The 14,462-nt window shown below is 56.9% G+C and carries 9 protein-coding genes; 5 read left to right on the forward strand and 4 right to left on the reverse strand.

Translation table 11 applies throughout. The features are described 5' to 3' along the window. Window positions 1-123 precede the first annotated feature (123 nt). Genes L1A08_RS20845 through L1A08_RS20855 form a run of 3 tightly spaced genes read left to right on the forward strand, consistent with a single transcriptional unit; the run spans window position 124 to window position 5,458 of the window. On the forward strand, window positions 124-792 hold the full coding sequence (locus tag L1A08_RS20845) for a TetR/AcrR family transcriptional regulator (protein WP_238758485.1): 669 nt from the start codon (window positions 124-126) through the stop codon (window positions 790-792). Beyond that, a complete protein-coding gene (locus tag L1A08_RS20850) occupies window positions 789-2,192 on the forward strand; it encodes an efflux RND transporter periplasmic adaptor subunit (RefSeq protein WP_238758486.1) in 1,404 nt (467 codons plus the stop codon). Before L1A08_RS20845 ends, L1A08_RS20850 begins: the two co-directional genes overlap by 4 nt. Continuing rightward, window positions 2,192-5,458 (forward strand): efflux RND transporter permease subunit, encoded by a 3,267-nt coding sequence (locus tag L1A08_RS20855; protein WP_238758487.1) that lies wholly within the window; start codon window positions 2,192-2,194, stop codon window positions 5,456-5,458. Before L1A08_RS20850 ends, L1A08_RS20855 begins: the two co-directional genes overlap by 1 nt. A 480-nt stretch (window positions 5,459-5,938) precedes the next feature. Here the strand turns inward: L1A08_RS20855 and L1A08_RS20860 are convergent, their stop codons facing one another. After that, window positions 5,939-6,553 (reverse strand): RNA polymerase sigma factor, encoded by a 615-nt coding sequence (locus tag L1A08_RS20860; RefSeq protein ID WP_238758488.1) that lies wholly within the window; start codon window positions 6,551-6,553, stop codon window positions 5,939-5,941. Between the two features lie 114 nt (window positions 6,554-6,667). Here L1A08_RS20860 and L1A08_RS20865 point away from each other — a divergent pair, with 114 nt between their 5' ends. Continuing rightward, window positions 6,668-8,959: a serine/threonine-protein kinase gene (locus L1A08_RS20865; RefSeq protein ID WP_238758489.1), complete on the forward strand. Its 2,292-nt coding sequence runs from the start codon at window positions 6,668-6,670 to the stop codon at window positions 8,957-8,959. A gap of 152 nt (window positions 8,960-9,111) precedes the next feature. Then, window positions 9,112-10,830 (forward strand): hypothetical protein, encoded by a 1,719-nt coding sequence (locus L1A08_RS20870; protein WP_238758490.1) that lies wholly within the window; start codon window positions 9,112-9,114, stop codon window positions 10,828-10,830. A gap of 89 nt (window positions 10,831-10,919) precedes the next feature. On the opposite strand, the gene L1A08_RS20875 is transcribed toward L1A08_RS20870, so the two are convergent. From L1A08_RS20875 to L1A08_RS20885, 3 genes are all read right to left on the reverse strand, one after another. Then, entirely contained in the window at window positions 10,920-11,663 is a 744-nt protein-coding gene (locus L1A08_RS20875) for a hypothetical protein (protein ID WP_238758491.1), read from the reverse strand. 97 nt (window positions 11,664-11,760) lie between these two features. Then, window positions 11,761-12,804: a DUF1559 domain-containing protein gene (locus tag L1A08_RS20880; RefSeq protein ID WP_261362996.1), complete on the reverse strand. Its 1,044-nt coding sequence runs from the start codon at window positions 12,802-12,804 to the stop codon at window positions 11,761-11,763. A gap of 307 nt (window positions 12,805-13,111) precedes the next feature. Then, complete coding sequence (locus L1A08_RS20885; RefSeq protein ID WP_238758493.1) at window positions 13,112-14,461, reverse strand: DUF1501 domain-containing protein; 1,350 nt, start codon at window positions 14,459-14,461, stop codon at window positions 13,112-13,114. Between the last annotated feature and the right edge of the window lies 1 nt (window position 14,462).

Here is a 14,462-nt window from a genome sequence, read left to right on the forward strand (position 1 = left end):
TGTCCAGAGAGTGCTGATTGGAGTGGGAGGCAGAAATCGCTATTGATCCAATCCGGGACAGAGTCTATCATCTGTTTCATACAGTTGTTTGAAACGCGTGTATTGTTTGCAAAGCTCGCTCATATGCCGACTTCCGATGAATCAACCCGGGTTCGACTGCTCGACGCCGCCGGAGCCGTTTTTGCCGACCGCGGCTTCGACAAGGCCACGGTTCGCGAAATCTGTACCCGGGCCGATGTGAATCTGGCCGCCGTGAACTATCACTTTGGTGACAAAGCCCGTCTCTACGTTGAGACGCTCCTGCATGCTCACGAGGTGGTGTTCGATCAGGTTCCCCTTCCCGAATGGGTCGAAGACACGCCGCCTCAGAAGAAGCTGGCCGACTTTATTGAAACGATGCTCCAGCGGATGTTGCTGGCCAGATCTCTTCCGTGGCAGGCCCGCCTGATGATGCGGGAATTTGTCGCGCCGACGACGGACTGTCGGGAACTGGTCGAGACGTACATCGAGCCGCACAACACGTTGCTGATGGACATCATTGGAGAAATGGTCCCCGCGGAAACGCCGCAGTACAGCCGGTTTCAAATCGCTTTCAGCGTTGTCGGCCAGTGCATGTTCTACAAGATGAACTCCGCACTGATGCAGGCAATCGTTTCGGAAGAAGAGATCGCGGAGCACTTTGGGCCGGCCATACTGGCGCGGCACATCACGGCGTTCTCGCTGGCGGCACTCGGCCAGACGGATCATTTTCAGAATTATCTTCAGACTCTCTCGGAAGAGATCTCGGCATGACATCGTTGCGAAAATCACTTCAGGAAGTTCTCCGGTTTGCGCTGCCATTCGTGATTCTGGGAATCGGGGTTGTCGGATTCGCGGCTCTGCAGAGTCAGCGTGAACAGCCGGTTTCTGTTCCCGTCGAAACATCGCGGCCGCTCGTCGACACGGTTCCCGTGCAGGTAGCCAGTGAGGGGCTCGACGTCGATCTGAACGGCATGGTGGTTCCGTTCCGCGAAATTCAGCTGTCAGCCGAAGTGGCCGGTCGCGTCACCCGGAAGTCTCCAGAATGTCGGGCAGGGCATTACGTCCACGCCGGGACGCCGCTGCTCACGATCGATGAACGGAGCTATCAACTGGCGGTCGAGCGGCTTCAGGAGGAACTGGCTCAGGCAGAAAATTCGCTCGTCGAGCTCGATGTGAAAATCGCCAATTTCGATGCCTCGATTTCGCTGTTGGAAGAAGACGTTCAGCTCAAGCAGGATGAACTTCAACGTGCCCGTCAGGTCCACTCTCGTGGAGGTTTGAATGAGAGCGAACTTAATGATTTCCGTGCCAACGAACTGGCGACTCGGAACACGCTGGTGTCCATGCAGAACGAGAAGCGGATTTCAGAAGCGAGCCGGGAACGACTGAGTAACGCCCGGGATCTCGCCCAGGCAAAACTCCGGGAAGCGGAGCTTGATCTGGAGAAGGCTCAGATTGTCGCACCGATCGATGGCGTCATTGTTTCGGAAGACGTCGAAGAGGGAAACTTCGTCGCAGCGGGGACAAAGCTCGTCACCATCGACGATACTTCGGCGGCCGAAGTCCGAACAACGCTTCGCATGGAGGAGCTCAATTGGATTCTGCGGCACGACGCGAGTCTGGGTCACCTGCAGGAAGGCGGACAGCAGAATGATTATCAGTTGCCTCAGGTTCCGGCCACGATCTCATATCGCCTGGGAACGCAGACCTATCAATGGCAGGGCTTTCTGTCACGGTATGAAGGGATTGGTCTGAACGAACAAACCCGCACCGTGCCGGTTCGTCTCCTCGTGCCCGAGCCTCAGAATGTACAACGCGTATCGTCGGCTCGAGTCGGCGGACCCCGAGCTCTGGTTCGCGGAATGTTCGTCGATGTCACACTCCATGTGCAGCCGAATGTCGGCTTTCTTGAGATTCCCGAACGAGCCGTGCATCCGGGCAACAAGGTCTGGGTGGTTCGCAATCAGCTTCTGCAGGAGATCGAACTGACCCGGGTCAACTTCGAAGAGGGGAAACTGCTTGTCCCCGATGGAGAAACCGATCTCCGCGCCGGCGATTCCGTTGTTGTTTCCCCTCTGCTGGCGGCTCGCGAAGGGTTGTCGGTTCAGAGCAGGGACTCGGGATCGTCTGTGGCCGATAACGGTTCTTCCGAGGAAGGATCGCGGAACTGATGAATGGCTTAATTCGCGGCGCAATTCACAATACGCCGGCGATGAATACGCTAATGGTCGCCATTCTCGTGGCGGGACTGTTCAGTCTGTTCAATCTCCGTCGCGAAGTCTTTCCAGAATTTGAGCTGGAAACGATCCTGATTTCTGTCCCCTATCCGGGGGCCAGTCCCGACGAGGTCGAGACCGGAATCTGCGAGAAGATCGAAGAGTCCGTGCGGTCCATCGACGGCATCAAGAAGGTCACGTCGGTCGCCAAGGAAGGTTCGGGTTCGGTGATACTCGAACTCAATACCGGCACCAATTCGCAGAAAATCCTGAACGAGGTTCGGTCTGAAGTCGACCGAATCACGAGCTTTCCCGAACTCGCCGAGGACGCTGAGGTCAAGCAGGTGGTGACCCGTCAGCCGGCGATCACGGTCGGCGTAATCGGACCCGACCTCGACAGCGTCGAGGCGGAACTGCAGCTCCGCGAAGTCGCCGAACAGGTTCGCAACGATCTCATTCGACTCCCGGCAGTCTCTCAGGCCGATATTTCCGGGGCGAAAGATTATCAGATCGATATCGAGATCAGCGAAGAGACACTCCGCCGCTATGGGTTATCGCTGAAGCGCGTCGCGGAGATCGTGCGGAAGGAGAACCTCGAGCTTCCCGCTGGTACGATTCGGACGGAATCTCAGGAGATTCTCGTTAAGGGCAAGAACAAGCGGACCATCGGCGAAGAGATTGCCCGCATTCCGCTTGTAACACTCCCGGACGGAACTGTGCTGACGATCGACGATCTGGGCGACGTCCGAGATGAGTTCGCGGACTCGACCGTTTCGACCGTAATCGACGGGCAGCCGGGCATCGCCATTTCAGTCACGCGCTCGTCCACAGAAGACCTGCTCAAGATGACCGATGCGGTTCACGAGTATCTCACGACGCATCAGATGCCGTCCGGCTATCGGCTGATCTACTGGGGAGATCGATCGGTCGAGGTTCGCGATCGTCTCGATCTTCTTGCCGAAAACGGAATGCAGGGGTTGCTGCTCGTACTGATCTTCCTCTCACTCTTTCTGAATCTTCGCCTCGCCTGGTGGGTGTCGCTGGGGATTCCGATCTCCATTCTCGGAGCATGCGGGGCACTCTACCTCGGTGGAGAAACACTCAACATGTTGTCGAGCTTCACGTTCGTGATGGCTCTCGGAATTGTCGTCGATGATGCGATTGTCGTCGGCGAAAACGTGCATGCGCACCGGCTGATGGGGAAGTCGCCGCTGCAGGCAGCGATTGACGGGACGGTCGAAGTGGCGCCCTCGGTCGCCGCTTCCGTCAGCACGACCATCATTGCGTTTCTACCGCTGTTGTTTGTGACTGGAGTGATGGGAAAGTTCGTGGCGGTGATGCCGATCGGAATGATCGCGATCCTGCTCTTCTCGCTCTTTGAGTCGTTGTTCATTCTCTCCTGTCACCTGGCTCATGAAGCGGATGAAACGCTGCCGCAGAGTTACCCGGCCAAAGCGAGACGTTTCCGCGAGAAGCTTCCCCGTGGCACACGATGGACGGTCGGAACCTGCCTGCTTGTTGCCGGATACATTGCTGAAGTGTTTGCCTATCCCGTGCGGCAACTGAACCGGGTGGTCAATTACCTCAACGGCGGCACACAGTTCGTCATGGACAAGTTCGTGAATGGCTTTTATCTGCCGATGCTGAATCTGTCCCTTTCCAATACGCTTTCGACGGCCTGCGTCGCGGTGACGCTGCTGATGCTGACAGCTGGTCTGGTCGCTGGTGGCTTTGTCCCGTTTATTGTGTTTCCGAAGACCGACAGCAACACCATCGAAGCCACGATCACCTATCCGGACGGAACTCCGGTGTCGATGACGCACAAGGGAACCGCTCAACTCGAAGCGGGCATCCGAGAAGTCAATGAACAGCTGGAGCAGGAGGGGCAGCCCGTCGTGGAGCTGATTCGTCGATCCGTCGGCTTCGCCACGATGCAGAATGGGCCTGCGATGAGCTCGGAGAACTCAGGCAGCCATCTGGGACTGGTGACCGTTGAACTGAAAGATGTCTCGGAGCGGGAGTTGAACTCTCAACAGATTCTGGCGGCCTGGCGGAAGGCGGCGGGTGAATTCCCCGGCGTCGAGAACCTCTCCTTTGGAGACGGAGAAATGGGGCCTGCTGGAACCCCGATCGAGTTCAAGTTGCTGGCCCAGGGGGAAGACTTTGATGATCTGCAGATGGCTGTCGAGCAAACCAAGGCTCGACTGGCCGAGTTTCCCGGCGTCTTCGATATTCAGGACGATTCCTCCGCCGGCAAGTGGGAGTTCCAACTGCAGGTCAAAGACTCCGCCGTGGCGACTGGCATCAATCTGGAGCAACTGGCCGAAACAGTGCGGGCATCTTACTACGGTGAAGAAGTGATGCGTCTTCAGCGGGGTCGTCATGAGGTCAAGCTGATGGTCCGATTCCCGGAAGGGGATCGTCATTCTCTGGCCGAGTTTGATCAGATCCGCGTTCGCACCGACGACGGCGTTGAGTATCCACTGACAGAACTGGCCGAGGTGCAGGTTTCCCGGAGTTATTCGGAGATCAACCGCGTTGATCAGATGCGGTCCATCACCATCTCGGCCGATCTCGATGAGACCCGAGCGAATGCCAGTCAGATTGTTGGTGTGCTCCGGCAGAATTTCATGCCCGGACTTCTCGAGCAGTACCCGGACGTCGATGTTCTCTGGGAAGGACAACAGCAGCAGACAACCGAATCGGTCCAAAGCCTGCTGCTGGGACTGGCCGTGGCGCTGCTGGCCATGTTCGTCCTGCTGACGTTCCAGTTCACGTCCTACGTGCAGCCGATCGTGATCATGGGAATCATTCCGTTCGGCGTCGTGGGAGCGGTCGTCGGGCACGCCGTCATGGGGCTGCCGATTACGCTGTTCAGCCTGTTTGGTCTGGTCACGCTCACCGGAATTGTGGTTAATGACTCGATCGTGCTGATTGACTTCATCAATCATCGCGTGAATGACGGGATGCCGCTTCGCGAAGCGCTGGTCGACGCGGGCCGCCGCCGTTTACGGCCAATCCTGCTCACATCAGTCACGACGGTTGCCGGTTTGTTTCCACTGATTCTGGAAACCTCGTTTCAGGCACAGATTCTGATCCCGATGGCCGTCAGCATCTGTTTCGGCTTGATCGTCTCGACGCTGCTGATCCTGTTGCTCGTGCCGACGTTCTACTACGCCATCGCCCAGGTAACGCGTCCCGAAGTGGTCACGGCTTCATAAGCTGAACGAGGCTCTCGAGCGTTCATGCCGCTACTGTGGGGCAACGGCGCTACCAGGTTAATCGCAATCATGACCCGGGGTGGCCCAATGTTGGGTTCTATGCCCACCCTCGCGTGGACATGCTTGTCGTCGACGCTCCTAAACATTCAGCATCGCATCGCCATAGTGATAGAACCGGTACTGCTCTCGAATCGGCTCGGCGTAGCTGTGCCGCACGGGTACCAACGTCGGCTTATCATCGACGTTCCACGGTCACACGAAGAAGTGGAATTTGAGGGGGTCCTGCTTTGGCGGATCTTGGCTAATTCGGCAGCAGTGGGAGGATCATTTGCCAATACTCTTCTGATGTCAGAAAACCGGGCAAAGATCCTGCACCGTTCCAAGGCGGATTCTGCATGTGTGATGGCGGATAACACCACAAGGGAAGGCGCCGCCTTTTACTTCAACAGAAAATGCCCTCAGAGGTTCCCGGGTCGGCTCTTATTCCTCATCCGGATTAAGAATTCCATAGATCCGTTTGACCACTCTCGATTTGACCAGATAAACGGCGTTCGCGCTGACGCCATGCTCGGCGGCGATGTCGTCGGCGAGGCGGTCTTTGCCGAGATACTCGATCAAAATCTCGATGTCACGATCGGAGAACTGAGAGCGGAGCAGCGCCATTTTTCGCTCGAACTCTTCGAGTGCTTCCACGGACGGCTCGTCGATCTGATCTTCAAGATTTGCCGCAGCGGCGGCGTTCTCTACGAACGATTCGGAGCACGGCTCTTCACGGTTCCGTTTGCTCTTCCGGAACAAATCCGCGATTCGCGACCGCGTGACAATCAGCATCCATTTGCGGAATGAGCCGTTCCGTTGCCGATCGAAGTCTCCGATCGCCTGGAAGATCTTGAACATCACCTCCTGGGTGACATCGTCGGCATCCGCTTCCGAAAGGCCGGAACGCTGGCAGTGGGTCATCAGCCAGGCACGATATCGGCGTTCAAAGCGGCTCCAGGCCGACTCGCTTCCTTCAGCAAGATCTCCCAGCATGGAGAGAGATGTTGTGAATGTTTCGTCGTTGTCACCCTCGGGCTGCGATTTGTAATCGACCATACTGAATATTGTGACAGATGAGAACGGTTATTATGCTGGAAGGGTATTCGGGGATCGGATGAATTCTCGGAGACCGAGGCCTCTGATTCGCCTTCGCCACGGAAAGTAGCCGCAGTGAACGATCCAACTCAACTCCCCACACAATCTTACCAGAGCGACCTGCCGTCCGAAACACTTTGTAGCGATTTCGAACTAAAATTGGGTTCGGCGGACGAACGTCCGCGGATCGAGGACTATCTTCAGGAGACGGCCGGTCCTCATCGCAGTACTCTGCTGGGCCGATTGATCCTGATCGAACTGCGTTATCGCTTCCTTTCCGGCGAGACGCCCGAGCTGGAGGAATATGCGAAGCGATTCCCCGAGTATGGGGAGAGAATCGCCGACTTGGAACCGGTCTATCGCAAGATCCGCGAAGAGGTCCAGAAGGCGACCGAGGAGACCATTGTTCTGCACGCTCCGGGCAGAACTCTAGGCGGCTATCAACTCATCTCCCGGGTCGGCAAGGGGGGATTTGGCGAAGTCTGGCGAGCCTGGGATTCCGAGTTGCGTCGCATGGTGGCGGTGAAGATTCTCTACAGCGACAAGACGAACTACGAAAACATCGATCTGGCTCGCCACGAAGCCAAGATTGCGGGCCAGTTGGATCATCCGCATATCGTACGGACGTATGCGTTTCAGGAAACCGACGACTGTGCTTATTCCGTGTCTGAGTTTATCGATGGCGAGAATTTACGCCAGATTCTGCATCCGGGCAGGACGGACGAGAAGCAGCAGCCGAGTCGGATGAATCAGGTCGAAGCAGCGCGGATCTGCGGTCAGATCGCGCGGGCTTTGCACGAAGCTCATACCCACGGGATCGTCCACAGGGATGTCAAGCCGGCCAATATCATGCTCGATAAGAGCGGCATGGCCAAACTGACCGATTTCGGCGTCGCCCACTGGGCCGATGCGGGCCATACCTTGCGTATCCGGAAAGATGTTGTCGGTAGTGCAAACTATATGTCTCCCGAGCAGGCTCGCGGCTCTAAAGTGTTTCCGACGAGCGATGTCTATTCGTTGGGAATCCTGCTTTACGAAGCCATTACCGGGCGGCTTCCATTCAAAGGCGATCCCAAGCAGGTGTTGCTCGCTCAACAGTACACCGATCCCGTGCCTCCCCGCAGCGTCAATCCCGCCTTGAGCCGCGATTTGAACACAGTCTGTCTGAAGGCTCTGGAGAAGAGACCCGAACAGCGCTATCAGACCGCGAAGGAATTCGCTGAAGATCTTGAAGCTGTGGCCGAGGGACAGCCAGTCAAGGCCCGGCCTGTCAACTGGGTCGAGCGGAAATGGCGAACACTCAAACGTCGTCCCGCCGTGGCCGTGAGTACGGTCGCCGGTGCGATTGCGATGCTCCCCATCTCTTATGCGGTCTTCGCGGCCATCGAGGAACCACGGCCTCACGATGTGGGGAAGTGGGAGGTCGAGATCAAGGCGGAACGTCCTGTTAATGTGAGGGATAACACGGCCGTAGATGCACACATCGTGGCCATTCCTCTGGACAGAGACTCCGGAGCCTGGCGGGCCGATCAGGCGATTTCGGTTCGAGAAACGCCTACGAAGATCAGGCTCAAGCCGGGGCCTTATCAGTTTCTTGCACGTGACAACAAGACGTCTCAGATTGCCGAGGTGTTCCGTCAGATCCCGGACCTTGAATTGACGACGGCGACAAGCCCGTTCGACTCACAGTTCTGGCGGCTGACGGGCAATCAGTCGGTCGCGATCGCACCAATCGATGTCATGGATGTGACGACTGCAAACGAGCTGGTTTTTATTCCCGGAGATTCCCAATTCTGTCTCCGTAGCCGAGATACGGGGAAACCGACGTCGGCGAAGAAACTGATCTTGCCGTTCTACGTGCTCAAGAAGGAGTACCAGATCCGAGACTATCAGTTGATCCGCGACTTATTGCCTCATAGCGTTCGCAAAGATCCTCGACCGGAACGCGAGTTGCCCGTCACGCATCAGGAGGCGATGCACTGGGCTGAGGAGTCTGGAGGACGGCTGCTGAATGAATGGGAATGGGAGTATCTGAAGGCACTACGTGAATATGCGGAGAATCCCGAAGAATCGCCGTACGAGTTTGACCAAATCCAGGTACAGGCCGCTATGAAACTGGAGCAGTTCGGGGACGAAAGCCCGGAATGGGTCAGCGGCAGGCCCTGGTACGCTCCCAGGAGTACCCCCAGAGACCAGCTGGGAGCGGATAATCTCCGAGTGGTTCGGGACTGTCCCACGACAGGTGACTTCCCCGACCGACAGTTTCATGCTGAGGTCCTTCATCACGCGCATTTCCGAGTCGCCAAAACGGTCTTCCCCGCGGTATTTGCCGATGTGCTAAGAAGTTCGGGGCGGCAGCCGGAGTAGGGCAGCTTACCGAATGAAGCCAGAGTCTCCGCCTCAGCGGAGCTCTTTCGGAGACGCCATAGGTCCGGCGGTCGCTACCTCCCAGGGAATGAACGAGGCTGGCAGACGGTGAGCGATTTCGTTGTGTTCAGAATTGACCGAGGATTTGCAGAGTGGCAGAAGAGTTTCGTCTCGGCGTTGCTGTCTTACTGATCAAGAACGACGGTCCGGCGATCGCGCATGCCCGTGAGCTTGAAGAGTCGCTGAGAAGGGTCGTTGTCGACTTTACGATCGACCGACAGCACAATTCGTTTCCGCAGATCGGGATTTCCTTCTTCTTCCAGAGCTTCAGTACGAAGGACCCGATCTCACAACGCCGTAAGCGGCTGGTCTGCACGATTCCGCCTCCGAACGGTGCGACAAGAACCTGGTCCTGCAACGGAGAGCCGATCGACGTAGCCACCTGGTCTCCTTCGGGTCAGTTGCCTTATATCGCTTGTTCGGAACGCGAAACGCCTGAGGAGGTTTTCGGGGCATTCGTGGCAGACGCCGCCGGCAAGGACGGTCACAGATTTGTCGAAACATCCGGCAGTAATCTCACGGACTGCGATGCGAGGCTTCTGATCATTTCGGCACATGGTTCCAGCGGCAGTCGCATTTGGATGGAGAAGCAAAGTCTTCGACAGCTGGCCGCTGATGCGGCCGTTCCGGACGCCGAACTGTATGTGGACGAGGTTGATGGCTTCGTCGAACTGGAGCAGGGGAATCTGGTTGATCTCGTCGCATCGGCCGCACGGAACAGTCAGAAGCAGATCGTTTCAAAAGACGTGGCCGGGCAGTTATCCGCGCTGGAGGAGACCTCAGCCGGAGGAATAGATGGGGTGCATTTCGATCAGGAGGACATCGTCTTCAGCCTGGACAAGGCCACGTTCTCGTCGTTTTCTTCGTCACAGAAGGTGTATGGGGCAACATCCGGTCAACGGGCGCGGCTGGGTATCCCGGCGATGCGGCGCGAAATTCAGGACGGCAATCCGGCGGGGTTCGATCTCATCGTCCTGCAGGCCTGCGCACTGGGAACAATCGAGGCTGCCTATGAACTGCGACCGGTCGCCGGAGCAGTTATCGGATCTCCCACTCAGCTCAGCGGAGCCGTTGATCTGGCACAACTTGTTTCCTCGATTGATCTATCCGTCTGGGGAGACCGACCGCGAACCGAAGCGATTCCCTACATGCTTGGAAAATCGTTGATCAGAATTGAACGAGTCTGGCGGGGCGATGCTCTGGATGCTCCGTATCATCATCCCGCCAGCGAGGCTGGCTTGTGGAGGGTCGCCCCACAGACAAGCAGCAAGCAGGACAGCTCCTTACACATGCGTTCGCTGCCGGCTCATCATATCCCCCTGGTGTTCGTCGCGAGCAATGGAGTATTGCCGGAGATCGTCGAGCTCTTTCGGAAGATCTGTTCGTGGGTTTTAAAGGAGCTCAGACAGGGGAATCACGGTCTGCGAGATCTGCTGACGACTCTCTCGGACAACTGTAACCTGAGAGGAAACTGCGAAAGAAGGACCGTCGACTTCGCGTTCCTGCTTGAGCATCTTCTCAACGATGAGTCGATGCGCAGCGGAGAACAGAAACAGGAGGCAGATCGTCAAATCGGTAACCTTTATCGAGCGCTGTTCCTGTACCGCCGCCTCATCCAATGCGACGATATCTATGCTCCCTGGTGGGGGACTCAACAGTGCAATGCACGGGGACTGGCGATTGTTCTGCCCAACGTGCCGATGACGATGACCGAGTCGTATTCAACGAATGACCGCACGAATCTGGCCTTCCTCCGCGAAACGAAGTGGGCCGGCGTGCTCAAAGAACTGGGACTGCTGGTTGAAGAATAGCAATTCACGAGTCGAAAAAAGGCGGCATCGCTGATCGTCAGCTTTGCCGCCTTCCTTGCTCTCACGAAACTCCATCAATCAACGGCCGGTCATTTACAGTCCTGAGCTTCCCACTCCGCGGAATTCGCGACGCGGACCATGTAGACCTGTTCGTCGATGTCGACCTTGAGATAGTTGGACTTTTCATTGACGATCTTCCCTCCCTCGAAAGAGCGCTTATTGACGATACAACGAGTGTGGGAGGGAATGTCCCGGGGGGCTTCCTCAGGCCGCTTCACTTCGCAGCCGATCCCCGTTTTCTGATTGCGTGCGTGCGGGTGTTCGAAAATGCCGAGGGTGACATACTTTGTGTCATTGCCAATTTGAACTTGGTAGGTCGTTGGCGATCCGACCATGCGCGCTTGATCGAAGCCGGGTGGAAGCCCCAGTGTGCTGAATAGTTTTGGATTGTCAGCTTCGGCCGGGAGTGTCAATTCGTGATTGAAAACTGACCCCGGATCGGTCGCGTTTGTTGTCTTTTTCCTGGGGGGGGCAGCTTTCTTGTCGCCGGATTCTTCGCCGCTGTCCGCCAGCGGGCCGCATGCGGTCGGACTGTTCGTGCAGTCGCCGTAGCTATTTAAATTACAGTGGAGAATGGTGGAGGAATTGGTATCGCAGTCATCCGGTGCGTTCGGATGATGGATCGCCCACCATTCCCAGCCGGATGCGCCTCCCAGTGTAGTACATTCCTGCGTGGGCCAGTAATTGCAGACGAGACCATTCTGGGCCAGGGCAGGGGAGCAGGCGGCAAAGAATCCGCAGACAGTGAATAGTGTCGGAAGCAACGTTTTCATCAGCAGCTCTCCTTCAAAAGAGGTTCTCACGCATGGGATCGCATTCGGGGCGCAAAACGGTCTTGCAGATCGAATGTGACCAACATGAAGTGTGCGGCTAATATTCCCCAATGGGAACGCCGTCTTTGCGGTCGGCGAGAAGTTTGAGCGTGTGAAGATCCATGTTCTCGCCCAGGAATTTAACGGAACCATCTGTCAAAAGAACGTTGGCTCCTCCTGCGTGTGCCGAGAATGGCGAGAGATTGGGATTTCCGGAGCCGAACGAGTTGATGCCCGGAAGCGTCGCACGGCGTGTGCCGACGGGATAGCGGATCGTCGTCAGATTATAAACTCCCAAGTTCGGCGTAATCCCCGGAGGAGGTGGCGGACCACCGGAAGGGGCGCTCATGTTAGGAGGCGTCCCCTGATTGGCGGTACCTATAAACCATCCCCCGCGATAGCTGCCATCAATGCGGACCTTATTGGTCCCGCTGAGGCCGTAGTCCCCACACTCCACCACGATCAGCGTGTTTGAAGTTCCATCTTCGGCGTCACGCATTCTGGTGACTGAGTTCGGGACTAACATTCCATTCGCCGCCACATACCCGTTCATGACCGGCAGACAACAACTGTCGACCTCCTGATTGTCGTAGTTGGCGTCGTAGTAAGCTGCATGGGCCGAGGCAACAGCGCCAGAGACTCCCACAAAATGGGCCATCGGAACAGGAACAAAGATGATGTTCGAGTCCTTCTGCGGCAACGGACTGGACGGGCAGTAGAGGAACGGCAGACTCGCGTTGCGAGAGGCGTTTGCGACAGCCGGGGCCGAACTGTAGTTCGCCAGTCCGACATCGATTGCGTCATATAAAGCGGATTGTTCCAAGGCTGGAAGCAGTCCAACGTACCAGCTGGGGCCCGCACTTGCTCCGCTATGCGGACGCCGAGCGCCAATCGGAAAGCAGCCATAAGTATCGTGATAATTGTGCAGCGCCAGGCCGATCTGCCTGATGTTATTCTTGCAGCTCGCCCGTCGAGCGGATTCACGAGCCTGCTGAACCGCCGGCAGTAACAGGGCAACGAGTAATGCGATAATCGCAATTACCACCAGGAGTTCGATGAGAGTAAAGGCTGTTCGATCGTTTCTGGTGATAGCTCTGCTCATCGTCTGCCCGCGGTTTATATTTTTGGATTAGGGAAAATACTGATCGGGGTGACTATGCCAATTGTACACGCAATTTGCAATGTGCAAATTACCACTTCTGGGGAAAAAACACCGGAACGGCGGTCAGCTACTGATAGTTCGGTTCAGGTGTCCACTTGGGTGGGTTCTGATATCGGTGCTATCGCATCTTGAAATGCTTACTTGTCTGACCAGTTGAGTTGATTCCTGGCGAGTCCGGGCAGGGAAGTCGGCCCGGAACGGGAGCGTTCGCGCTGAACGGTCCTGGAAATGTTCGCGAAGAGCAGTCCTATGCGAAGAGATCTGACACCACCTGACCTCCTTCGGGGCCGGTCAGGCGATGATCGCGGCCGGCGTGCCAGTATTTGAGCTCGTTCGGCGGAAGTCCAAGTGCATGGAGGATGGTGGCGTGAAGATCGCGGAAGTGGACTTTTCCTTCGACGGCTCGGGAACCGGTATCGTCGGTCTTGCCGTGAACGTAGCCTCCTTTGACGCCCGCACCGGCAAGCCAGAACGTGAAACCACGCGAGTTATGGCCTGTGGCGTCGCTCTTGTCTTCCGGCTTGATGCCAGGGCGACCGAACTCTCCGCCCCAGACGACCAGCGTATCGTCGAGCATGCCTCGAAGCTTCAGATCGTCGAGCAGAGCCGCGATCGGGGCATCTGTCGCCTGGCAGTTGGCCGTCAGGTCGCGGCGATGGTTTTTATGCTGGTCCCAGCTCCCGTGGTTGACCTCGATGAAGCGAACCCCCGCTTCAGCAAACCGGCGAGCCAGCAAACATTGCCGTCCGAAATCACTGGGTTTGCATGTTCCGATCTGCTCGTTGTTCTCGCCGACGCGGTATCGTTCGAGCGTTTCTTTGCTTTCGCTACTGAGATCGAGCAGTTCCGGAGCCGACATCTGCATGCGGAAACCAAGTTCCATCGACTCGATCACGCTTTCGAGCGTCTGGTCGCCCTGTCGACTTTCCAGGTGATTCCGATTCATAAACTGGGTAAGTTCCAGCTGTCTTCTGCGGGTTGAATAAGAAAGATGGTCGCTGGCGATATTACTGATCGTCGCTTGCGACATATCTTCGCCATTCACGCCGATCGGCGTTCCGTTATAGATCGAGGGAAGGAATGCACTGGAATAGATCGAACTTTTGGATGTATTGAAACTGACGAACCCTGGCAGGTTCTGGTTCTCGGTGCCGAGTCCATAAGTGATCCAGGAGCCAAGGCTCGGACGTTCCCGGAGACGATCCCCGGTATGTAACTGTAGAAACGACTGAGCGTGGATGGTGGTATCGGCGTGCATCCCGTTGATGACGCACAGTTCATCGGCGTGCCGGGCCGTCTCCGGAAGCAGTTCTGAGATCCAGAGCCCGCTCTCCCCATGCTGGGCGAACTCGAAAGCCGATCCCGGATGCGGCTCCTTCCCGGTCTGTGGTTTGTAGTCGAACGTATCCATGTGAGCCGGGCCGCCACTCATACAGAGGAAGATGACCCGTTTGGCTCGAGCCGGGTGGGCTGGAACTTTCTGCGTCAGATCTTCCGCACCCAGTGCCGTCCCAGGCTGGCCGCAAAGGGCCTGCAGTGCCAGATACCCGAAGCCGCAGGAAACGGTTTGAAGCATGTCGCGACGCGTGGGAAACATG

It is taken from the genome of Rubinisphaera margarita (assembly GCF_022267515.1).
In the GTDB taxonomy this organism is placed as follows: Bacteria; Planctomycetota; Planctomycetia; order Planctomycetales; family Planctomycetaceae; genus Rubinisphaera; species Rubinisphaera margarita.

Bases quoted from the DNA above. Each gene is read 5' to 3' on its own strand.
- L1A08_RS20880 (WP_261362996.1), bottom strand. From the start codon at position 12,804: ATGAGCAGAGCTATCACCAGAAACGATCGAACAGCCTTTACTCTCATC.
- L1A08_RS20860 (WP_238758488.1), bottom strand. From the start codon at position 6,553: ATGGTCGATTACAAATCGCAGCCCGAGGGTGACAACGACGAAACATTC.
- L1A08_RS20875 (WP_238758491.1), bottom strand. From the start codon at position 11,663: ATGAAAACGTTGCTTCCGACACTATTCACTGTCTGCGGATTCTTTGCC.
- L1A08_RS20850 (WP_238758486.1), top strand. From the start codon at position 789: ATGACATCGTTGCGAAAATCACTTCAGGAAGTTCTCCGGTTTGCGCTG.
- L1A08_RS20845 (WP_238758485.1), top strand. From the start codon at position 124: ATGCCGACTTCCGATGAATCAACCCGGGTTCGACTGCTCGACGCCGCC.
- L1A08_RS20885 (WP_238758493.1), bottom strand. From the start codon at position 14,461: ATGTTTCCCACGCGTCGCGACATGCTTCAAACCGTTTCCTGCGGCTTC.
- L1A08_RS20855 (WP_238758487.1), top strand. From the start codon at position 2,192: ATGAATGGCTTAATTCGCGGCGCAATTCACAATACGCCGGCGATGAAT.